This window comes from Marinobacter shunpengi (assembly GCF_045449695.1).
In the GTDB taxonomy this organism is placed as follows: domain Bacteria; phylum Pseudomonadota; class Gammaproteobacteria; order Pseudomonadales; family Oleiphilaceae; genus Marinobacter.
The window spans coordinates 45,328-65,495 of record NZ_JBJJKZ010000006.1 but is presented as its reverse complement, the minus strand read 5'-3'; the positions used below and the strand labels follow the sequence as shown (position 1 = coordinate 65,495).

At 63.5% G+C, this 20,168-nt stretch carries 19 protein-coding genes; 15 read left to right on the top strand and 4 right to left on the bottom strand.

Annotated features, from left to right (window positions below):
* Positions 1–20 precede the first annotated feature (20 nt).
* A complete protein-coding gene (locus ACJO2E_RS05140; protein ID WP_406962477.1) occupies positions 21–1,604 on the top strand; it encodes a bifunctional aminoglycoside phosphotransferase/ATP-binding protein in 1,584 nt (527 codons plus the stop codon).
* Positions 1,604–1,948: a Rieske (2Fe-2S) protein gene (locus ACJO2E_RS05135; protein WP_406962475.1), complete on the top strand. Its 345-nt coding sequence runs from the start codon at positions 1,604–1,606 to the stop codon at positions 1,946–1,948. Before ACJO2E_RS05140 ends, ACJO2E_RS05135 begins: the two co-directional genes overlap by 1 nt.
* Here ACJO2E_RS05135 and sfsA read toward each other — a convergent pair.
* A complete protein-coding gene (sfsA, locus tag ACJO2E_RS05130) occupies positions 1,945–2,679 on the bottom strand; it encodes a DNA/RNA nuclease SfsA (RefSeq protein WP_406962473.1) in 735 nt (244 codons plus the stop codon). The genes ACJO2E_RS05135 and sfsA overlap by 4 nt on opposite strands.
* A gap of 181 nt (positions 2,680–2,860) precedes the next feature.
* Between sfsA and dksA the strand changes: the two genes are divergently transcribed.
* The 10 genes from dksA to pgi all read left to right on the top strand — a co-directional run bounded on the left by dksA (position 2,861) and on the right by pgi (position 15,009).
* Positions 2,861–3,301 (top strand): RNA polymerase-binding protein DksA, encoded by a 441-nt coding sequence (dksA, locus tag ACJO2E_RS05125; RefSeq protein WP_406962471.1) that lies wholly within the window; start codon positions 2,861–2,863, stop codon positions 3,299–3,301.
* Between the two features lie 57 nt (positions 3,302–3,358).
* Positions 3,359–4,240 carry a tRNA glutamyl-Q(34) synthetase GluQRS gene (gene gluQRS / locus ACJO2E_RS05120; protein WP_406962469.1) on the top strand — a complete coding sequence of 294 codons (882 nt, stop codon included), beginning with the start codon at positions 3,359–3,361 and terminating at the stop codon, positions 4,238–4,240.
* Between the two features lie 93 nt (positions 4,241–4,333).
* Positions 4,334–4,510 carry a hypothetical protein gene (locus ACJO2E_RS05115; protein WP_328188831.1) on the top strand — a complete coding sequence of 59 codons (177 nt, stop codon included), beginning with the start codon at positions 4,334–4,336 and terminating at the stop codon, positions 4,508–4,510.
* A complete protein-coding gene (locus ACJO2E_RS05110; RefSeq protein ID WP_406962467.1) occupies positions 4,500–7,469 on the top strand; it encodes an ATP-binding protein in 2,970 nt (989 codons plus the stop codon). Before ACJO2E_RS05115 ends, ACJO2E_RS05110 begins: the two co-directional genes overlap by 11 nt.
* 8 nt (positions 7,470–7,477) lie before the next feature.
* A complete protein-coding gene (locus tag ACJO2E_RS05105) occupies positions 7,478–8,878 on the top strand; it encodes a sigma-54-dependent transcriptional regulator (RefSeq protein ID WP_406962517.1) in 1,401 nt (466 codons plus the stop codon).
* Between the two features lie 884 nt (positions 8,879–9,762).
* Complete coding sequence (pcnB, locus tag ACJO2E_RS05100; RefSeq protein WP_406962515.1) at positions 9,763–11,070, top strand: polynucleotide adenylyltransferase PcnB; 1,308 nt, start codon at positions 9,763–9,765, stop codon at positions 11,068–11,070.
* Entirely contained in the window at positions 11,067–11,597 is a 531-nt protein-coding gene (gene folK / locus ACJO2E_RS05095; protein ID WP_406962465.1) for a 2-amino-4-hydroxy-6-hydroxymethyldihydropteridine diphosphokinase, read from the top strand. Before pcnB ends, folK (ACJO2E_RS05095) begins: the two co-directional genes overlap by 4 nt.
* Before the next feature lie 98 nt (positions 11,598–11,695).
* On the top strand, positions 11,696–12,487 hold the full coding sequence (gene panB, locus ACJO2E_RS05090) for a 3-methyl-2-oxobutanoate hydroxymethyltransferase (RefSeq protein WP_406962463.1): 792 nt from the start codon (positions 11,696–11,698) through the stop codon (positions 12,485–12,487).
* Complete coding sequence (panC, locus tag ACJO2E_RS05085; protein ID WP_406962461.1) at positions 12,487–13,335, top strand: pantoate--beta-alanine ligase; 849 nt, start codon at positions 12,487–12,489, stop codon at positions 13,333–13,335. Before panB ends, panC begins: the two co-directional genes overlap by 1 nt.
* A gap of 24 nt (positions 13,336–13,359) precedes the next feature.
* Positions 13,360–15,009 carry a glucose-6-phosphate isomerase gene (gene pgi / locus ACJO2E_RS05080; RefSeq protein WP_406962459.1) on the top strand — a complete coding sequence of 550 codons (1,650 nt, stop codon included), beginning with the start codon at positions 13,360–13,362 and terminating at the stop codon, positions 15,007–15,009.
* A gap of 14 nt (positions 15,010–15,023) precedes the next feature.
* Here the strand turns inward: pgi and folK (ACJO2E_RS05075) are convergent, their stop codons facing one another.
* Positions 15,024–15,521, bottom strand: a complete 498-nt coding sequence (gene folK / locus ACJO2E_RS05075; RefSeq protein WP_406962457.1) for a 2-amino-4-hydroxy-6-hydroxymethyldihydropteridine diphosphokinase — start codon at positions 15,519–15,521, stop codon at positions 15,024–15,026.
* On the bottom strand, positions 15,521–15,877 hold the full coding sequence (gene folB / locus ACJO2E_RS05070) for a dihydroneopterin aldolase (RefSeq protein WP_406962455.1): 357 nt from the start codon (positions 15,875–15,877) through the stop codon (positions 15,521–15,523). The genes folK (ACJO2E_RS05075) and folB overlap by 1 nt, the downstream gene beginning before the upstream one ends.
* An 85-nt stretch (positions 15,878–15,962) precedes the next feature.
* Between folB and plsY the strand changes: the two genes are divergently transcribed.
* Positions 15,963–16,556 carry a glycerol-3-phosphate 1-O-acyltransferase PlsY gene (gene plsY / locus ACJO2E_RS05065; RefSeq protein ID WP_406962453.1) on the top strand — a complete coding sequence of 198 codons (594 nt, stop codon included), beginning with the start codon at positions 15,963–15,965 and terminating at the stop codon, positions 16,554–16,556.
* Between the two features lie 16 nt (positions 16,557–16,572).
* Here the strand turns inward: plsY and tsaD are convergent, their stop codons facing one another.
* Complete coding sequence (tsaD, locus tag ACJO2E_RS05060; RefSeq protein WP_406962451.1) at positions 16,573–17,625, bottom strand: tRNA (adenosine(37)-N6)-threonylcarbamoyltransferase complex transferase subunit TsaD; 1,053 nt, start codon at positions 17,623–17,625, stop codon at positions 16,573–16,575.
* 260 nt (positions 17,626–17,885) lie between these two features.
* Between tsaD and rpsU the strand changes: the two genes are divergently transcribed.
* Both rpsU and dnaG read left to right on the top strand, forming a co-directional pair.
* Positions 17,886–18,101 carry a 30S ribosomal protein S21 gene (rpsU, locus tag ACJO2E_RS05055; protein WP_007153483.1) on the top strand — a complete coding sequence of 72 codons (216 nt, stop codon included), beginning with the start codon at positions 17,886–17,888 and terminating at the stop codon, positions 18,099–18,101.
* 195 nt (positions 18,102–18,296) lie between these two features.
* Entirely contained in the window at positions 18,297–20,054 is a 1,758-nt protein-coding gene (gene dnaG / locus ACJO2E_RS05050) for a DNA primase (RefSeq protein WP_406962449.1), read from the top strand.
* Positions 20,055–20,168 lie beyond the last annotated feature (114 nt).

The following is a 20,168-nucleotide window of genomic DNA, read 5'->3' as shown; positions in this document are numbered from 1 at the left end:
ATCAGACCAAGGAGCACACTGTGAGCGACGCACCGGCTGCAATCCTGATCGACAACCTGCAAGACCCGGCGCTGTATGACCATCCGGTCAAGGAATTCCAGGTACTGGAAACCCATATCTCACAGGTCATCCTTACCGGTGACTATGCCTACAAGATCAAGAAGCCCATGGACTTCGGTTTCCTGGACTTCTCCACCCTGGAGAAACGGCGCCACTTCTGCGAGGAGGAGGTACGCCTGAACCAGCGCCTGGCCGCGACCCTGTACCTGGACGTTGTGCCCATTACCGGCTCGCCGGAGGAACCGGTCCTCAACGGCAGCGGCGAGCCCTTCGAATACGCCATCCGCATGCGCCAGTTCCGCCAGGACCAGCTCTTCGACGGCTTGCAGGAACGGGGGCAACTGACGCCGGACCTGCTCAGCGAGCTGGCCGAGCAGGCCGCCCGCTTCCACGACACGCTGCCGCCGGTGCCGGAAGACAAGCCCCTGGGAACGCCGGAGGCCGTGTTCGCCGCCATGCAGGAAAACTTCGACCAGATCCGGCCACTGCTGGACGGCGACAAGGCCCTACTCGACCAGCTCGAGGCCCTGGAAGGCTGGACCCGCAGCACCTTCGAGCGCCAGCAGTACCTGATTGCCCAACGCCGGGCGGACGGCTTCGTGCGGGAATGTCATGGCGACCTGCACCTGGCCAATATCACCACTTATGAGGGCAAGGTGACCGTCTTCGATTGCATCGAGTTCAGCGAGCCTTTCCGCTGGATTGATGTGATCAACGACCTGGCGTTCCTGCTGATGGACCTGGAGTCCCGCCGGGAATTCGCCCTCGCCAGCCACACCCTGAACGCCTATCTGGAGTGGCGCGGCGATTTCGACGGCCTCGCCCTGCTGCCCCTGTACAAGACCTACCGTGCCCTGGTGCGGGCCAAGATCTCCCTGTTCACCCGGGGCAATGACGGCCTGCCGGAGCAGGAGAAGGAAGGGCTCCTGCAGAAATACCGGGACTACGCCAACCTGGCAGAGCGTTACACCCGGATACCCAACCCTTACCTGCTGGCCACCACCGGCCTGTCCGCCAGCGGCAAGTCCACCGTCAGCCATACCCTGGCCTGCGAGCTGAGCCTGGTACGCCTGCGGTCGGATGTGGAGCGCAAGCGCCTGTTCGGTCTTGGCCCCCTGGACAGTTCCCGCTCCGACATCGGCAAAAACCTCTACACCGAAGAGGCCAACCGCAAGACCTATCGCCAACTGGCGGACCTGTCGAAGCAACTGCTGCAGTGCGGCTTCGGGGTGATCGTGGATGCCGCTTACCTGCGGGAAAACGAGCGGGAGCTGCTGGCCAGCGTGGCGGAGGGCCTGGGCGTGCCGTTCGGCCTGATCCACTGCGAGGCTCCGGAAGCCACCCGCCGGGAATGGATCCGGGAGCGCCGGGGCGACGCCTCGGAAGCAGACGAGAAGCTGCTGGAGCAGCAGAAGCAATGGGAGGAGCCGCTGTCGGAGGTGGAGAAATCCCACACCGTCCATATCCGCACGGATGAAACCCTGGCGACCGGCGAATTGGCCCATCGCATCCGGGCCCATTTCGGGATGGACGAAAGCGCCTGATGCCGGAAAAAACCATGGGCGATGGCTGGACTCCGGTCTGCCCGGAGTCGGGGGTGGCCAATGACCAGTTCCAGGAATTCCAGCTGGACGGGGAACCCTGCTTCCTGTTCCGCCGCCGCGGCCGACTGTTCGCCTACCGCAACCGTTGCCCCCACCTGGGCATCCCCCTCAACTGGATGCCGGAGCGGTTCCTGGACCCGGACAACTGCTTTATCCATTGCGTCAACCACGGCGCCCTGTTCACCCCGGAATCCGGTGACTGCATCGCCGGGCCCTGCCAGGGGGACCGACTGATGTCGGTGCCCCTGCGGATCGCCGACGGCACCATTGAGGCCCGGCTCTAGTTCTCCGACCCGAGCACGACAGGCAGCTCCCTCACCAGGGCCAGGCTACCGGACGGGTTGTTGTCCCGCACCAGGTCCGCCTGCCAGGCCATCAGCTCCACCCCGGCGGCGGCTGCCTGCCGGAGCAGATCGCCATAGGCAGCGTCAATATGGTCCGCCGGACGCACCTCTGCCACCCCGGTATGGTTGACGCAGAACAGCAGCACCGCCCTATCGCCAGCACGAACCTGGGCCATCAGTTCCCTCAGGTGCTTCTGGCCACGGAGGGTAACCGCGTCGGGGAAGTACCCCACACCGTCCTCGCACAGGGTGACGTTCTTCACCTCCACCCAGGCATCCGCCTGCTCCGGGTGCCCGGACAGGTGCAGATCGATACGGCTTTTCTCCTCGCCATAGCGGACTTCCGGGCGCACCGAACCATAGCCGGACAGGGCCGCTATGGTACCCGCCTCCACCGCAGCCCGGGCCTGGGCATTGGGGCGGCCGGTGTTGATGCAGGCCAGTGCGCCCGGCGCGGTTTCCACCAGCTCCCAGGTGTAGCGCAGCTTGCGTTTCGGGTTGGTGGCCGGGCTCAGCCAGACCCGGGCATCATCGGGCTGGCAGCCCATCATGGAGCCGGTATTGGGACAGTGAGCCGTCACGAGTTTGCCATCGTCCAGTCGTATATCCGCAAGAAACCGCTTGTACCGTTTCAGCAGCCGCCCTTCGACAAGGTTTTCGGGGAAATTCATGACGTCTCCATGGTCAATTGATACGATGCACATTGTGGATACAAGAAGGCTGGCGCCCCCGCAACAGATCTGCTATTTTCCGCAGATTCCCGAGGAACCGGGCGGTTCCTGATTCAGACGGGCGCAGACACAAGCAATAACACTGCGTCCCTTTGGAGTTTTCATAAAGAGGCCAGGTCACATGGCAAATACCGCAGAACAGACACGCGAGCGCTTTACCAACTTCACCCCGTATGAAGCGAAGAAGGGTGAAGAATACATGAGCCCCGAGATGCTGCAACACTTCCGCAACCTGCTGATGCAGTGGCGGCAGGAGCTCATGGAAGAGGTCGACCGCACCATGCATCACATGCAGGAAGATGCCGCCAACTATGCCGACCCCAGCGATCGCGCCTCCCAGGAAGAAGAATTTTCCCTGGAACTCCGTACCCGTGACCGGGAACGGAAACTGATCAAGAAAATCGACAAGACCATCGACCGCATCGACAAGGACGACTACGGCTTCTGCGACCAGTGTGGCGTGGAAATCGGCATCCGTCGCCTGGAGGCCCGCCCCACGGCCACCCTGTGCATCGACTGCAAGACCCTGGCGGAAATCCGCGAGCGCCAGACCGGCATCTGATCACGCCAGCGCAACTCAACGTGAGGGTCAAACGGCCCTCACGCAGGGATTCCCTACATGACCACTCCGGCGTACCGCGGGCGTTTCGCCCCCTCGCCCACCGGCCCCCTCCATTTCGGCTCACTGGTCACTGCACTGGCCAGCTATCTGGAGGCCCGCACCCGCAACGGTGAGTGGCTGGTACGGATCGAGGATCTGGACCCGCTAAGGGAAAGCCCGGAAGCCACCGAACAGATCCTGCACAGCCTGGCGGCCCACGGCCTTCACTGGGACGGCGATGTCCGCTACCAGTCATCACGGCTGGAGACCTACCGACAACTGGCAGACCGGCTGGTGGATCGGGGCAGGGCCTACTATTGCGGCTGCTCCCGCAAGGAACTGAAGGTCAACGACGGCCGCCACCCCTACCACTGCCGTAAAGGCGGAAACACCCCGGGTGAGCGCCCCCTGGCCATCCGTTTTGCCCTGGACGACGAACACGCCCACTGGCACGACCGTATCCTGGGCGGGCAGCACCAGTCCGTCCGCGCCGAGGTGGACGACCCGGTGATCATCCGCAAGGAAGGGTTCGTGGCCTACCAGCTTGCCGTGGTGGTGGACGATATCGACCAGGGCGTGACCGATGTGGTCCGTGGTTCCGACCTGCTGGAAACCACCGCCCAGCAACGGCAGATCTTCCGGGCCCTGGCGGGCACCCTTCCCGGCTGGGCCCATATTCCCGTGGTCCTCAACCAGCAGGGCCAGAAGCTCAGCAAACAGAACCATGCGCCGGCGGTGGATGACAGCCAGCCGGCCCGCAACCTCTGGCACGCCCTGGCGTCACTGGGCCAGCGACCACCCCGGGCACTGGCGTCCGATACTCCCTCGCAGGTGCTGGCCTGGGCCACGGAACACTGGGCACTGGATGCCATCCCCCTGGAACACAGCCGGGAACCATAATCCCGGGAGTCCGCGCGGGATTGGCAACCAACCTGACAGTGCCCCCCGGCCCATGGTATAACCCCGGACATCAACGGCCCGGATAAACATCTGATGTATATCTATCGCCTGGTTTTCCTACTGGTTCTGGCTGTTTACATCTTTTCACCCAACATCCTGGACTGGTGGGTTTCACCGGATAACGCCTGGTACTCCCCCTACCTTTTCTGGAGCAGCCTGATCGCCGTCGGCGTGTGGCTGGAATGGCAACGGGACCCCAATGAGTTTTAGCCTGCCGGTTTTGCTGCTGATCAGCCTGGCCTACCTGCTGACGCTGTTCGGCATTGCCCATGCCACCGAACGTGGCCGGCTGCCCGGCCGCTGGGTTCGACACCCGCTGGTGTATACCCTGAGCCTGGGCGTCTATGCCGGCACCTGGGCCGTGTACGGTGCGGTGGGAGTCGCCGCTGAGTATGGCTATGGTTTCCTCGCCTACTACCTGGGTATCAGTGGCGCCTTCCTGCTGGCACCGGTGTTGCTCAACCCGATCATGCGCATCGGGCGGGCCTACCAGCTCACCTCGCTGGCGGACCTGTTTGCCTTCCGCTACCGCAGCCAGTGGGCTGGCACCCTGGTGACCATCACCTCCGGCATGTCGCTGATGGCCCTGCTCAGCATGCAGATCAAGGCGGTATCCGACAGTGCCGGCCTGCTCACTCCCAACGCTTCGCCAAACGCCATCAGCATCCTGTTCAGCCTGATCGTGGTGCTGTTCGCCATGCTGTTCGGCTCCCGCCGGGACCAGACCTCCGGCAGCCATCAGGGCCTGGTGGTGGCCATCGCCTTCGACTCGCTGGTCAAGCTCGGGGCCATGCTGTTGCTGGGGGCCACCATCCTGTTCTCGGTGTTCGACGGCCTCGCCGGCCTGGAGCAATGGCTGGCGCTGCCCTCCACCGGGGTCAGCGCCCTCACGCTGAAGATCGAGGACGGAAGCTGGCGGGCGCTGATGCTGATGTCGTTCGCCGGCGCCCTGGTACTGCCCCACATGTACCATATGATCTTCAGCGAAAACCCGAGCCCCCGCGCCCTGTCCCGGGCCAGTTGGGGGCTGCCGCTGTACCTGCTGCTGCTGGGTCTGCCGGTGCCCCTGATCCTCTGGGGCGGCATGGCCATGCCGGTGACCAACGAACCGGCGATGTTCGCCATCAGCACCGCCCAGGCCCTGGGGAGCCCATGGCTGACCATCCTGATGTACGTGGCCGGCCTGTCCGCCGCCAGCGGCCTGATGATCGTCAGCACCCTGGCCCTGGCCGGTATGGTGCTGAATCACCTGGTACTGCCCCTGCGCACGCCCCGGGACCAGGACGATATCTACCGCTGGCTGCGCTGGACCAAGCGCTTCCTGATTGCCGTTATCATCTTCGCGGCGTTGTTATTCCATGAACTGCTGGGGCGTGAGCTGGACCTGTCCACCCTGGGCATCCTGTCGCTGTCGGGGGTGCTGCAACTCCTGCCCGGCGCCCTGGGTGTGATCTACTGGCCGGAGGGCAACCGCAAGGGCCTGATCAGCGGTCTGGTCGCCGGGCTCACCCTGTGGGCCACCACCCTGGTACTGCCACTGTCCCGGGCCACCGACCCGCTGGACTGGATCACGGTCCTGCCCGTTACCCCGGAATACGACAACTGGCCCATCTTCACCTTCATCAGCCTGGGCGTGAACATCGTCACCTTTGCCCTGGTCTCCATTGTCAGCCGGACCAGCCCGGAAGAAATCAGCGCGGCCCAGGCCTGCTCCCTCGGCGCCCTGTCCCGGCCACAGCGGCGGGAACTGATCGCCACTTCGTCATCGGAATTCGTGCGGCACCTGGCCGAACCCCTGGGTTACAACGTGGCCAAGCGGGAAGTGGTCCGGGCCCAGGAACAACTGGAACTGCCGCCGGTGGAATACCGCCCCTACCAACTCCGCCGGCTCAGGGACCAGATCGAGATTAACCTGTCCGGGCTGATGGGCCCTTCGGTGGCTCAGGACCTGGTACAGCGCCATCTGGGCTTCAAACCCATGGCGGCCAGCAGCCGCACCGCCCAGGATATCCAGTATGTGGAGCGGGCCCTGGGGGAATACGAGAACCGCCTGACCGGCCTCGCCGGCGAACTGGACAACCTGCGCCGGCACTACCGGCAGACCCTGCAAAACCTGCCCATACCGGCCTGCTCGGTGGGGGACGACGGCGAGATCCTGATGTGGAACCAGGCCATCGCGGAACTCACCGGCATTTCCGCCGACGAGGTGGTCGGGGCCCGCCTGCAGGCACTGCCCGCCCACTGGCGGGACCTGATGGAAGAATTCGTCCACGGCCCGGACCTGCGCCGCTACAAGCACCGCCTGGACCTGAGGGGTCGCCCCCACTGGCTAAACCTGCACAAGGCCGCCCTGGCGGGGCCGGACCACCCCGAGGGCGGCAGCATTATCCTGGTGGAAGACCAGACCGAAACCCGGCTGCTGGAAGACGAACTGATGCACAGTGAACGGCTGGCGTCGGTAGGTCGGCTGGCCGCGGGGGTGGCCCATGAGGTGGGCAACCCGGTCACCGGCATCTCCTCGCTGGCCCAGAACCTGAAACTGGAAACCGACAACCCCGACATCCTGGAAACCGCGGACCAGATCCAGCAGCAGACCCGGCGCATCTCCAATATCCTGCAGTCGCTGATGAACTTCGCCCGCACCGGCAACCACGCCCAGGCCAACCGGTACGAACCCGTGGGTATCCGCCGCTGTGTGGACGAGTCCGTGAACCTGCTGTCCCTGAGCGACAAGGGGCGAGGGCTTGACTACATCAACGAGTGTCCGGAGGATCTGCTGGTCCTGGGCGACGAGCAACGGCTGGTGCAGGTCTTCGTCAACCTGCTGGCCAACGCCCGGGATGCGTCACCGGATGGCGGCCGGATCCGGGTCAGTGGAAACCGTGACGAATACTCCGCTATTATCGAAATCGCCGACGAAGGGTCAGGCATACCCCCGGAACAGCTCGATCATATCTTCGAGCCCTTCTATACCACCAAGGGCGCCAGCCAGGGCACCGGCCTTGGCCTGTCACTGGTGTACAGCATTGTCGAGGAACACTACGGCACCATTAATGTGGAAAGTCCCGCCGACAGGGAGAGCGGGCGTGGTACTCTGGTGCGGCTGAAACTGCCCGCCTACGAGCCCGAAAGCGACGACGGCAGTGAGGGGGACTATCAAGGGTCATGACAGATACGATGCATCGCATACTGATTGTAGAAGACGAAGAAATTATCCGCGCTGCCCTGCGCAAGCTGCTCCAGCACAATGGCTACGACGTGGCCGTGGCCGAGTCGGTGGAAGGTGCCACCGGCGAGTACGACCTGAACGCCTTCGACCTGATCATCTCCGACCTGCGCCTGCCCGGGGAAGCCGGCACCAGCCTGATCGGCCAGGCGTCCGGCGTCCCGGTGCTGATCATGACCAGCTACGCCAGCCTGCGCTCGGCGGTGGACTCCATGAAGAAAGGGGCAGTGGAATACATTGCCAAACCCTTCGATCACGACGAGATGTTGTCCGCGGTGGAAGGCATCCTCGCGGAAAGCGTCGGACAGCCGGACAGCGACACCGCCGATGCAGGCGCATCCGGCGGTAACAGCGGTGACCCGGCGGAGATCATGTACGGTGAGTGCTCCGCCATGGAGCGGGTATTCACACTGATCCGCAAGGTCGCTCCCACGGAAACCACGGTACTGATCCAGGGCGAGTCCGGCACCGGCAAGGAACTGGCCGCCCGCGCCCTGCACCTGTTGTCGCCGCGGGCCAACCATCCGCTGATCTCGGTGAACTGCGCCGCCATTCCCGAGAGCCTGATCGAATCGGAACTGTTCGGTCACGAAAAGGGTGCCTTCACCGGTGCCGTGTCCGGCCGCACCGGCCTGATCGAAGCCGCCGACGGCGGCAGCCTGTTCCTCGACGAGATTGGTGAACTGCCCCCGGAAGCCCAGGCCCGGCTGCTACGGGTGCTGCAGGAGGGGGAAATCCGCAAGGTGGGCTCCACCCAGAGCCGCCAGGTTGACGTGCGGATGATCGCCGCCACTCACCGTAACCTGAAGGCCATGACCCGCACCGGTGAGTTCCGGGAGGATCTCTATTACCGCCTGAACGTCATGCAGATCCGCATTCCCCCACTACGGGAACGCCAGGGGGATGTGCTGGGGCTGTCCAGGCGATTCCTGGCACGGCAGGCGGACAGGATGAACAAGCCCGGCCTCAGCCTGAGCCCGGAAGCCATGAAGGCCATGGAACGGCACCGATGGCCGGGTAACGTGCGGGAACTCGAGAATGCCATAGAGCGGGCTTCCATCCTCGCGGACGGCGATGTCATCACCCCGGACCAGCTCGACCTGGATATCGAAACCGGCGATGACTACGCCATCCCCAGCAGCCTGGTGGAGGGTAACAATGAGCAGACACCGCCTCCTTCTCGGGAATCCGATGGCGGCAGCGACCTGTCCCTGGAGGACTATTTCCAGCATTTCGTACTGGAGAACCAGGACCGCATGAGCGAGACCGAGCTGGCCCAGAAGCTGGGCATCAGCCGCAAGTCGCTGTGGGAACGCCGCCAGCGCCTGGGTATTCCCCGCAAGAAAAGCTGACCGCCCCCTCCCTAACTCCGCCCCTCCCTCGTTCCCAGGGCCCTACATGGCCACGCAGGTGTTACCTCTCAATTTCCCGAGTGTTACCTCGCCGGTAACACCCCGGGTGTTACCCGGTGTTACCGCACGAAACACGACATAATGGATAACCGAGACATGAGTAACACTAAGCGGTATTTTTTTATTCCTAAAACCCATTAAAAAATCACAACCTACTGTTTTTAAAGGATTTGCAAAAACTGGCACAAGCACTGCTTTAACTAGAGCGCACAACAACAAAAACAATGTGACAGGGCAGCGCCAACAACAAGAACAAAAAGCTGCAGAAAAAGCGCCCGGTAACAAAAACAAGCACAGGGCGTGAGTGAACTGAGTGTTTTGGGTGCTGAGCTTTTTAGTGGTGCCTTGGCTTTATGAGAACCGCAGTAGTAGAGAAGAAACGTCTTCCAGACGTCGCTGCCGCTGCCCAAGGTGATCATATAGTCACTACCGCTCTCTGTATTCAAAGCGTTCCGTTTACAGGATTCGGGCCTCACCTGAGGTCAAAGCAGGCAACTGGCCTGCCAATAAAAAAAACCGCAAACAACAAAAACAATGCAGATCGTCTACTCTTCCAAGGCGGGTTCGCGCAAGCGTTCCCGCCTTTTGATTATCTGGCCGGCGTACTCCCTCTGTCCGAAACCGAGACCAACATGGGCAAATCCTGCGCAAACCGTTAAACTCTCCCTCCTGCGAGGATGGTGCCCGCGACATTCCGGCGCCAGCCCAGGCAACGTCAAACCATGGCACGCCCCGGCTCCGGGCTGCCGATACGCCGTTCATGGATTTCAATGCTGAGAAACATACAGAAAAAAGTTCGCGCCCTGCTTGCTCCCAAAGCCCCGATGGAGCCGGCTTACGAGCGCCGCGAAATTCCCCGGGACCAGCACAACGTCTCGCGCTCAATGATCAGCGAGCCGGCCAAGAAGGTGCTCAACCGGCTCAACAAGGCCGGCTATGAGGCCTACCTCGTAGGCGGTGGCGTTCGCGACATCCTGCTGGGGGAACAGCCCAAGGATTTCGACATCGCCACCGATGCCACCCCCGAGGAAGTACACGAGCTGTTTCGCAACTCCCGCCTGATTGGCCGACGCTTCCGCATCGTTCATGTGCTGTTCGGGCGTGAAGTTATCGAAGTCACCACCTTCCGTGGCAATGCCAACACGGACGACGCCGACGATGACGACGATCGCCGGACCAACGAGCATGGTCTGCTGCTGCGCGACAACGTCTATGGCAACCAGGAGGAGGATGCCCTGCGGCGGGACTTTACCGTCAACGCCCTCTACTACTGCATCCGCGATTTCACCGTCATCGACTACGCCGGCGGCATGGACGACCTGAACAACCGCCAGCTCCGGCTGATCGGCGACCCGGAGACCCGCTACCGTGAGGACCCGGTGCGTATGCTGCGGGCGGTACGATTCGCCGCCAAGCTGGGCTTCACCATCGAACCGGTTACCGAAGCCCCCATCCGCGAACTGGCACCGCTGCTGACCCACATCCCCCCGGCCCGGCTGTTTGAGGAGGTCCTCAAGCTGTTCTCCGCCGGTTACGGCGAGGCCACCTGGTACCTGCTGCAACAGTATGGCCTGCTGGCACCGCTGTTCCCGGAAACCGTCCGGGCCATTGATGAGGGCCAGCCGGACACCCTGATACTCAAGGCCCTGCAGAACACCGACGACCGGCTCCGAAGGGGCAAGTCGGTCACTCCCTACTTCATGTATGCCGCCATGCTGTGGCCGGCATTACAGTCGGAATGGCAGCGCCGCCAGGACAATGGCGAGCCGGTACAGCCGGCCCTGCACCAGTCCATCAGCAAGGTGATTGGCCGGCAGGTGCAGGCTACCTCCATTCCCAAGCGGTTCTCCGGTCCCATGAAGGAAATCTGGGAACTGCAGATGCGCCTGCCCAGGCGCCAGGGCAAGCGTGCCTATGCCCTGATGGAGCACCCCCGGTTCCGGGCCGCCTATGACTTCCTTCTGGTCCGCGAGGCCGCTGGTGAGATCGAACCCGGCCTGGGCCAGTGGTGGACCGACTTCCAGGAGGCGGATGACCGCGAGCGGGAGCGGATGCTCAGCCAGTTGGGGCAACAGGGGCCTCGCAAGCGGCGCCGGCGCCGCAAGCCCGCCCCCCAGAGGCAGGACGGATGAGCAACGGGGTCAGGGCCTGGGTCGGTCTGGGTAGCAACCTGGAAGACCCGCTACAGCAACTGGCCCGGGCCGTGACAGGCCTGGCAACCCTGCCCCGGTCCACCCTGCTCGACCAGTCCCCCTTCTATCGCAGCCGACCCATGGGCCCACAGGACCAGCCGGATTTCGTCAACGGCGTGGCGCTCCTGGAAACCAGCCTGTCCCCCCACGACCTGCTGGACCACCTGCAACGGCTGGAGCAGGACCACGGCCGGGTACGGCTGCGCCACTGGGGCCCCCGGACCCTGGACCTGGACCTGCTGCTCTATGGCGAAGAGATAATCGCCACCGACCGCCTGACAGTGCCCCACCCCGGCGTCACTGAACGGGACTTTGTGCTGCGCCCGATGCTGGACATTGACCGCGATGTCGCCCTGCCCGACGGGCGCCGCTGCCAGCAACTGCTTGACGAATGCACCGATAACCATCTGCAGCGACTGGAGCCGGTGGCCGGCGCGCCTCTTGCCTCGCCCCCGCCCCGCCATTAACCTTAGGGAGCCTCTGAAAAACTCTGGACCACAGCAACTTGCCGTAAGGTCCCGGAACAGAACGCTCAACCCGCCACTTTCCAGCAAAGGCGTCTTTTATGGCTGTTACCATCAATACCCTGCGTGACTACAAGGACAAGGGCGAGGCTTTTGCGGTCCTCACCGCCTACGATGCGGCGTTCGCCCAGGTCGTCAGTGAAGCCGGCGTGGACGTTATCCTGATCGGCGATTCCCTGGGCATGGTGCTGCAGGGCAATGACAGCACCCTGCCGGTTGCCCTTGAGGAAATCTGCTACCACACCCGCTGCGTGGCCGCTGGTAACCGTGGCTCCCTGATCATGGCCGACATGCCGTTCATGACCTACGGCACCATCCCGGATGCCCTGGACAATGCTGCCGAGCTGATGCGGGCCGGCGCCCACATGGTGAAGCTCGAGGGCACCGACTGGATGAAGGACACCATCACCGCCCTCAGCGAGCGCGGTGTGCCGGTATGCGCCCACCTGGGACTGACCCCGCAGTTCGTCAACAAGTTCGGTGGCTACAAGGTGCAAGGCCGTGACGACAAGCAGGCGGAGCTGATGATCGAACACGCCAGCGATCTGGTGGCCGCCGGCGCCGACATCATCCTGCTGGAATGCGTGCCGGCGCCCCTGGCCGCCCGCATCACCCAGGCGGTGACCGCGCCCGTGATCGGTATTGGTGCAGGCAAGGACACCGACGCCCAGGTACTGGTCCTCCACGATATGCTGGGTATTCCCGAAGGCCGCAAGGCCAAGTTCGTCAAGAACTTCCTGGCCGAAGGTGGCAGCATTCCCGGCGCCATCGAGGCCTACGTCAAGGCCGTCCGCGAACGCACCTTCCCCGGCGAGGAGCATACGTTCAAGTAATGCGTACCGTACATACCATCAAGGAACTGCGTGCCGTTATCCGCAGCTACCGGGCCCAGGACAAGCGGGTGGGGCTGGTGCCCACCATGGGCAACCTCCACGAGGGGCACCTGGCCCTGGTGCGCCGGGCCCTGGAAGCGTCGGATGTGGTGGTCACCAGCATCTTCGTTAACCCGATGCAGTTCGGCGCCGGCGAGGACCTGGATGCCTACCCCCGCACCCTGGCGGAAGACCAGCGCCGGCTGGAGGCCGAGGGCAACACCCTGCTGTTTGCCCCCACGGTGGAGGAAGTCTACCCGGACGGCCTGGCCCGACAGACCCAGGTGGCGGTACCAGAGGTGAGCGAGGGCCACTGCGGTGCAAGCCGCCCCGGCCACTTCGATGGCGTGGCCACCGTGGTCTCCATGCTGTTCAACATGGTACAGCCGGACGTGGCCGTGTTCGGCGAGAAGGATTTCCAGCAGCTCGCGGTGATCCGCAAGATGGTCAGGGACCTGTTCATCCCGGTGGATGTCATTGGCCTGCCCACCATCCGGGAGAGCGATGGCCTGGCCATGAGTTCCCGCAATGGCTATCTGTCCACCTCGGAACGGAAGGTGGCACCGGCCTTGCATCGGGTCCTCTCGGAGACTGGCAGGGCCCTGGCCGGTGGCAACGACGACTTTGCCGGTCTGGAAGCGGCCGCCCGCGACACCCTGGCCGACGAAGGCTTCCGCCCGGACTACTTCAACATCGTCAACAGCCTGACCCTGAAACCGGCAGTACCCGGAGACCGTCAGCTTACCGTGCTGGCGGCAGCGTTCCTGGGAACCACGCGATTGATAGACAACCTGTCAGTTGAACGCTGACTCCCTGTAGCGAAAGGAAGCGACATGGCAAAGGAAAGTTCACCCCTGGTCCGCAAACCGGAGTGGCTGGCGCTGCGTGAGCACCAGGCCGAACTCGCGACAACCCATATGCGGACACTGTTCCGGGAGGACCCGGAGCGATTCCGGCGCTTTTCCATCGAGGCCGCCGGCCTCAGGCTGGACTACGCCAAGAACCGCATCCGTGGCGACACCCTGCCCCTGCTGACGGCCCTGGCCCGGGCCTGCGGTCTGCCGGAGGCCACCGAGGCCATGTTCTCCGGTGCCGCCATCAACAACACCGAAAACCGTCCCGCCCTGCACACCGCCCTGCGGGCTGACGCCGACAGCGACATCCGTGTCAACGGCGAGAATATCGTGCCCGAGGTGCAGGCCACCCTCGACCGCATGGAAACCTTCGTGGAGCAGGTTCACCAGGGCCAGTTGACGGGGTTCAGGGGCGATGCCCTGACGGACGTGGTGTCCATCGGTATCGGCGGCTCCTACCTGGGTCCCTGCATGGTGACCGAGGCCCTCCGGCCCCTGACCCGGAACGGCGTGCACTGCCATTACGTGGCCAATATCGATGGCACCGATATCAGTGAAGTGCTGCGGCAGGTCAATCCGGAGACCACCCTGGTCCTGGTGCAGTCCAAGTCCTTCGGCACCCAGGAGACCCTGGCCAACAGCCAGCTTGCCCGCCAGTGGCTGCTGGATGCCGGCGCCAGCGAGGCCGACCTGGGACACCACTTCGTGGCGGTGACCGCCAATGGCGCGGCGGCCAGGGCATTCGGCATACAGGATCACGCCATCTTCCCCATGTGGGACTGGGTCGGCGGTCGTTACTCCCTGTGGTCCGCCATTGGCCTGCCCATTGCCCTGACCCTGGGCATGGACGCCTTCCGCCGCCTGCTGGCCGGCGCCCGGGCCATGGACCAGCACTTCCGCCAGGCGCCGCTCGAAGAGAACATGCCGGTGGTTATGGCCCTGCTGGGGGTGTGGTACGTGAACTTCTGGGGTGCGGACTCCCACGCCATCCTCACCTACGACGAATACCTTAAGCAGTTACCCAACCATCTCCAGCAACTGGATATGGAGAGCAACGGCAAGCGCGTGGACCGCAACGGGCACCCCGTAGACTATGCCACCGGCCCGGTGATCTGGGGCGGCGTCGGCGCCAATGGTCAGCATGCCTACCACCAGTTACTACACCAGGGCACGGTGCTGTCACCGGCGGATTTCATTATCCCCCTGGAAAGCTACAACCCGGTAGCCAACCACCACGCCACCCTGTACGCCAACTGCCTGTCCCAGAGCCAGGCGCTGATGCAGGGCAAGACGGAAGCCGAGGCCCGGGCGGAACTGCAGGACCAGGGACTGCCACCGGAGGAGGTGGAGCGGCTGGTACCCCACAAGGTGATCCCCGGCAACAAGCCCTCCAATACCCTGGTATTCGACAAGGCCACGCCGGAAACCATCGGCGCCCTGGTGGCCCTCTACGAGCACCGCACCTTTGTGCAGGGAGTGATCTGGAACCTGAATTCCTTTGACCAGTGGGGGGTGGAACTGGGCAAGCAACTGGGCAAGCCCATCCTCCAGCAGCTTAACGAAGGTATCAGCGATAACGGCCTGGACAGCTCAACCGCCGGCCTGATGCGCCTGTTCCGGGGCGAGTGACAGGGCCGCCCGCGCTAGCGCCAGCGGAATTCCGCTGGCCACAGTTTCTGGCCACTGCGATAGGCGCTCCACAGCTCCCGGTAGCTGCGCCCATCCAGCGGATGGATGCGGTCCCCCGCCAGGTCCGCCAGGGGCCTGAGAACAAAGGCATTGTCGAGGATTTCCGCCCGGGGAATATCAACACCATCCCTGGGCCGGTCCAGATCACCGTAGGTGAGGATGTCCAGGTCCAGGGTGCGAGGGCTGAAGCGCTTGGCGTCGGGCCTGCGCCCGTGCTCCACCTCAATGGCCTTGAGACACTGGCTCAGCTCCGCCACCGTCTTGTCGGTAGTCAGCCCCACCACCAGGTTAAAGAAAGGCGAACCGTCGAACCCGACCGCCTCGCTCTCGTAGACCGGCGACACCCGCAACTCGCCGAAGATCCGGGCCAGGGCATCCAGGCCGGCACGGATATGGCGCTCCCGGTCCACGTTGCTACCCACACCGATAAACACTTCCACAGAGTCTCTCATCACCAGTCACCCCGCTGGACCCGCACACCCACCTGACGGGCCGCGGGCACCGCCCCCGGTTTCCATAGGGTCAGGCGGATTGCCGGGATGGCAAAGGTGGCCATCAGGTCGCCGGCCAGCTTCTCGGCCGCAGTCTCCAGCAACGCCGGCTGGCACTGTTCGAAGAAGCGCTGCACATGGTCACTCACGGCAGCATAGTCCAGCGCCTGCCCCACGTCATCGGAGGCCGCCGCCGGGCGGTTGTCCCAGGCCATTTCCAGGTCGAGGCGCAGCTCCTGTCGCACCTCCCGCTCCCAGTCGTAGACGCCAATCACCGTCTCCACGGCCAGGCCTTCGATCAATACACTGTCGGTCAAACCCTTGTCTCTCCAGAATCCGATTGAACCGCCGTCGCCAACGGGATAAGGTCGTGGGTTTCGGACTTCAGCAGCCCCACAGACCATGGACGTAGCCAACCAGCCACTCCTGCTTATTGCCATCTGCGCCCTCGCCTACCTGGCGGGGTCGGTACTGTTTGCCATTCCCATCTGCCGGCTGTCCGGGCTGACGGACCCGCGCGTGCTCGGCTCCCGCAACCCCGGCGCCACCAATGTCTACCGCAGCGGCGGCCCACTGCCGGCGGCCCTCACCCTGTTGCTGGACGCCCTCAAGGGCGCCCTGCCGGTATGGCTGGCCCAGCACTTCGGCTTCTCGGTGTTCGCCCAGGCCATGGTGGCCCTGTGTGCCGTCACCGGTCATATGGTACCCCTCTGGTACCGCTTCCAGGGCGGCAAGGGCGTGGCCACGGCCCTGGGCTGTGGCCTGGTGCTGGCACCAGTTACCACTATCCTGCTGGCCCTGATCTGGCTACTGGTGGTGTGGCGCTGGCGTATTTCCGCCCTGGCCTCCATCATTGCCCTGGGCTCCGGGCCGGTGATCAGCGCCCTGCTGGAACCGGAAACCCTGCCCATGTTCGGCCTGCTGGCCATCGTCATCGTGATACGTCACCGCAACAATCTGATCCGCCTGGCCCAGGGGCGGGAAAGCCGCTTCTAGTGTGCCGCCTGGTTAATTAACCCAAACCCTCCAAACGCTCTTCCGCAAGCCCGGGCAAGGTATCCATTGGCCAGCGGGGTTTCGCCACGATACGGTCGCCGTCCCGCTGGCCGGCCAGCAGTCGCTGGCAACCGGCATAGGCGATCATGGCACCGTTGTCGGTACAGAATTCCGGCCGGGCGTAGAAGACCGTTGCCTGCCGCTTGCGAGCCATGGCCTCCAGTGCCGCCCGTAGTCGCCGGTTGGCGCTGACGCCGCCAGCCATCACCAGGCGGTCGCAATCCGCCGCCTCCAGGGCCCGGCGGCACTTGATCACCAAGGTATCCACCACCGCACTCTCGAACGCCAGGGCGATATCGGCCCGGGTCTGGTCGTTCCAGTTACCGGCTTTCTTCTCGGCGGTAACGGTATTCAGGGTAAAGGTCTTCAGGCCACTGAAACTGAACTCCAGCCCCGGGCGATCGGTCATCGGGCGGGGGAACCGGTAAACGCCTTCCCGGCCCTGTTCCGCCAGGGAGGCGACGCGGGGGCCGCCGGGGTAGTCCAGATCCAGCATCTTGGCCGCCTTGTCGAAGGCCTCTCCGGCAGCGTCGTCCACGGACTCGCCCAGCAAGCGGTATTCGCCGATCCCCGCCACCTTCACCAACTGGGTATGACCGCCGGACACCAGCAATGCCACAAATGGGAACGCCGGCGGGTTGTCCTCCAGCATCGGCGCCAGCAGGTGGCCCTCCATGTGATGGACCCCCAGCACCGGCACATCCAGGGCGAGTCCAAGGGCATGGGCCACGGAACCGCCCACCATCAGCGCCCCCACCAGGCCCGGCCCGGCGGTGTAGGCAATTCCCGCAATGTCCTGTCGCTGGCAGCCGGCCTTATCCAGGACCTCATCGCACAGGGGCAACAGCTTGCGGACGTGGTCCCGGGAGGCCAGTTCCGGCACCACGCCGCCATAGTCGGCGTGCATATCGGTCTGGCTGAACAGCGCATCCGCCAACAGGCCGCGCTCGCTGTGATAGAGGGCCACGCCAGTCTCGTCGCAGGAAGTTTCGATGCCCAGAATCAGCATGGGGCCGGTACCTCGGGTAACTTGGTGGTGAAATTGGCGGCATTCTAGCAGGGAACCCCCGGAAAAGTCCTGAATGCCGGCCCGGATACATCAGTAGATCCGGACCTTTCCGGAGGCTCCCCTGTCCAATAAAAGCCTGCCGATAATTTCACCAGGTAATTGACGGTGGTGTAGTCCAGGCGCTATCATTGCCGGCCTTAAATAGGACTGGCCGATTTTTGTCCAATATTTCTAACCGAATTCAAGGTAGGTGATTGTTAATGCCAGCTGTTAAAGTGAAAGAGAATGAACCGTTTGACGTAGCGCTGCGTCGTTTCAAGCGTTCCTGCGAGAAAGCAGGTGTGCTCTCCGAAGTGCGTCGTCGCGAGCACTACGAGAAGCCGACCGCTGTTCGCAAGCGCAAGGCTGCCGCTGCCGTCAAGCGTCATCTCAAGAAGCTTCAGCGGGAACAGCGCAAGTTCGAGCGCCTGTACTGAGAACGGTCAGCCCCTGCACCGCAGGGTTTTGAACCCGTTCATGGCGCGACACATCTCTCGACTCCATACTGGGAAAACCGAGAGATGAGCGCACATTGAAATGCCGTCGGGGCATGGCTCCGACGGCATTTTGCGCTGTGCCCGATATAAGTAACTGGCACAGCAACAGCCTTTCAGATCCAAGACGGAGTAGGCATGAGCGGACTGATCCCCCAGCGTTTTATCGAAGACCTGCTGGACAGGACGGATCTTGCCGAACTCATTGGTTCCCGCATCACCCTCAAGAAGGCCGGCGCCAACTACAAGGCCCGCTGCCCTTTCCACGATGAGAAGACCCCTTCGTTCAATGTCCGGCCGGACAAGGGCTTCTATCACTGTTTCGGGTGCGGGGCCCATGGCGATGCCATCAGCTTCGTGCGGGAATTCGAGGGCCTGGACTTTACTGCCGCGGTGGAGGAACTGGCCCGCCGCGCTGGCCTGGAAGTACCCTATGACCGGGTCGCCAGCGAACAGATCAAACAGGCGAAGACCCTGACCGATGCACTGGACTTCGCCAACCAGTTCTACCGCAACCGCCTGGCCAGCCCGGAAGGCTCACTGGCGCGGGATTACCTGACCGAACGGGGCCTGGACCCGCAGGTCATCGAGATGTACCAGATCGGGTTCGCCCCCGGCGCCGGCACGGCCCTGTACAACGCCGCCAGCGACGAACTGCGCAAACCGCTGATCGAGACCGGCACGGTATCGGACAAGTACGGCCGTCCACGGGACCTGTTCCGCAACCGGGTGATGTTCCCGATCCGTAACACCCGGGGCCGGACCGTAGCCTTCGGTGGCCGCACCCTGGGGGACGACAAGGCCAAGTACATCAACTCCCCGGAGTCGGACGCGTTCCACAAGAGCCGGGAGATCTACGGCCTGTTCGAGGCCCGCCAGGCACTGCGTCGCATCGACAAACTGCTGGTGGTGGAAGGCTACATGGATGTCATCGCCCTGGCCCAGTTCGGCATCCACTACGCGGTGGCCGCCATGGGCACCGCCACCAACCAGGACAGCCTGGCGGCACTGCTGAAGCAGACCCGGCACCTGGTGTTCTGCTTTGATGGCGACACCGCCGGCTACCGGGCCGCTGACCGGGCCATGGAGAATGCCCTGGAGTTGCTGGCCGACGGCATCCACCTGCAGTTCCTGATGCTGCCGGACAAGGAAGACCCGGACACCCTGATCCGCAAGGAGGGGGCCGAGGCCTTCGAAAAACGCATCGGCCAGGCCAAGCCCCTGTCCCGGTACCTGTTCGACCGGATGCAGGAAGGTCTCGACCTGTCCCTGCCGGAGAACCAGGGGGAGCTGCGTTCCCGGGTGGAACCGCTGCTGAGCCGCATGCCCATGGGCAGTCTGCGCAATGCCATGTGGCAGGAGATGATGCGGCTTTGCCGGCCGCCGAACGCCTGGCAGAACAACGGCAAAGGCCGTGATGGCTACCGGCAGGGCCGGAACAGTGCGCCAGCCACGCCCCAGGAACGGGTACCGGTACGGCTGAGCAAGAACCACATGCTGTGCCTGGCCATGCTGGAAGCCCCGGAAATGGCCCCTGAGCTGGCGGAGTTGTGCCGCCAGGACCGGCAACTGGACAAGGCCGCCAACTTTGCCGACTGGCTCAGCCGCCACGGCCTGAAAACGCGCCGCCAGGTGTACCAGCACCTGGCCCGGTCACCGGAGGAACAGCAACGGTTCCAGTCGTTATTCGACGGCATCGAGCACCTGCCTACTCGCCACGACGCAATAGATAGTGCTCGCGCAATGCTCTCGCCTAACGACGAGAACCGCAAAAAGCGTCACTCAGGCGCATTGAGAGGAAAAAATCTCGTTAAGGCTTCTGAGCTAACAGAGGAGGAGCGCCAGCAGTTCAAGGCGCATTTTCAGCGCATCAGCAAAAACACTGACATTAATTGAAAAAGTGCCAGTGAAATCAGAGTGATTGAGCAAAGAAGGTTGGAAGCAAAGGATTTTTTTCAGCCACGACTTGAAACCGAAACCACTGGTCACCATCTAACCATCCGGTGGCAG

Bases quoted from the DNA above. Each gene is read 5' to 3' on its own strand.
- ACJO2E_RS05135 (WP_406962475.1), top strand. From the start codon at position 1,604: ATGCCGGAAAAAACCATGGGCGATGGCTGGACTCCGGTCTGCCCGGAG.
- sfsA (WP_406962473.1), bottom strand. From the start codon at position 2,679: ATGAATTTCCCCGAAAACCTTGTCGAAGGGCGGCTGCTGAAACGGTAC.
- dksA (WP_406962471.1), top strand. From the start codon at position 2,861: ATGGCAAATACCGCAGAACAGACACGCGAGCGCTTTACCAACTTCACC.
- gluQRS (WP_406962469.1), top strand. From the start codon at position 3,359: ATGACCACTCCGGCGTACCGCGGGCGTTTCGCCCCCTCGCCCACCGGC.
- ACJO2E_RS05115 (WP_328188831.1), top strand. From the start codon at position 4,334: ATGTATATCTATCGCCTGGTTTTCCTACTGGTTCTGGCTGTTTACATC.
- ACJO2E_RS05110 (WP_406962467.1), top strand. From the start codon at position 4,500: ATGAGTTTTAGCCTGCCGGTTTTGCTGCTGATCAGCCTGGCCTACCTG.
- ACJO2E_RS05105 (WP_406962517.1), top strand. From the start codon at position 7,478: ATGCATCGCATACTGATTGTAGAAGACGAAGAAATTATCCGCGCTGCC.
- pcnB (WP_406962515.1), top strand. From the start codon at position 9,763: ATGGAGCCGGCTTACGAGCGCCGCGAAATTCCCCGGGACCAGCACAAC.
- folK (WP_406962465.1), top strand. From the start codon at position 11,067: ATGAGCAACGGGGTCAGGGCCTGGGTCGGTCTGGGTAGCAACCTGGAA.
- panB (WP_406962463.1), top strand. From the start codon at position 11,696: ATGGCTGTTACCATCAATACCCTGCGTGACTACAAGGACAAGGGCGAG.
- panC (WP_406962461.1), top strand. From the start codon at position 12,487: ATGCGTACCGTACATACCATCAAGGAACTGCGTGCCGTTATCCGCAGC.
- pgi (WP_406962459.1), top strand. From the start codon at position 13,360: ATGGCAAAGGAAAGTTCACCCCTGGTCCGCAAACCGGAGTGGCTGGCG.
- folK (WP_406962457.1), bottom strand. From the start codon at position 15,521: ATGAGAGACTCTGTGGAAGTGTTTATCGGTGTGGGTAGCAACGTGGAC.
- plsY (WP_406962453.1), top strand. From the start codon at position 15,963: ATGGACGTAGCCAACCAGCCACTCCTGCTTATTGCCATCTGCGCCCTC.
- tsaD (WP_406962451.1), bottom strand. From the start codon at position 17,625: ATGCTGATTCTGGGCATCGAAACTTCCTGCGACGAGACTGGCGTGGCC.
- rpsU (WP_007153483.1), top strand. From the start codon at position 17,886: ATGCCAGCTGTTAAAGTGAAAGAGAATGAACCGTTTGACGTAGCGCTG.
- dnaG (WP_406962449.1), top strand. From the start codon at position 18,297: ATGAGCGGACTGATCCCCCAGCGTTTTATCGAAGACCTGCTGGACAGG.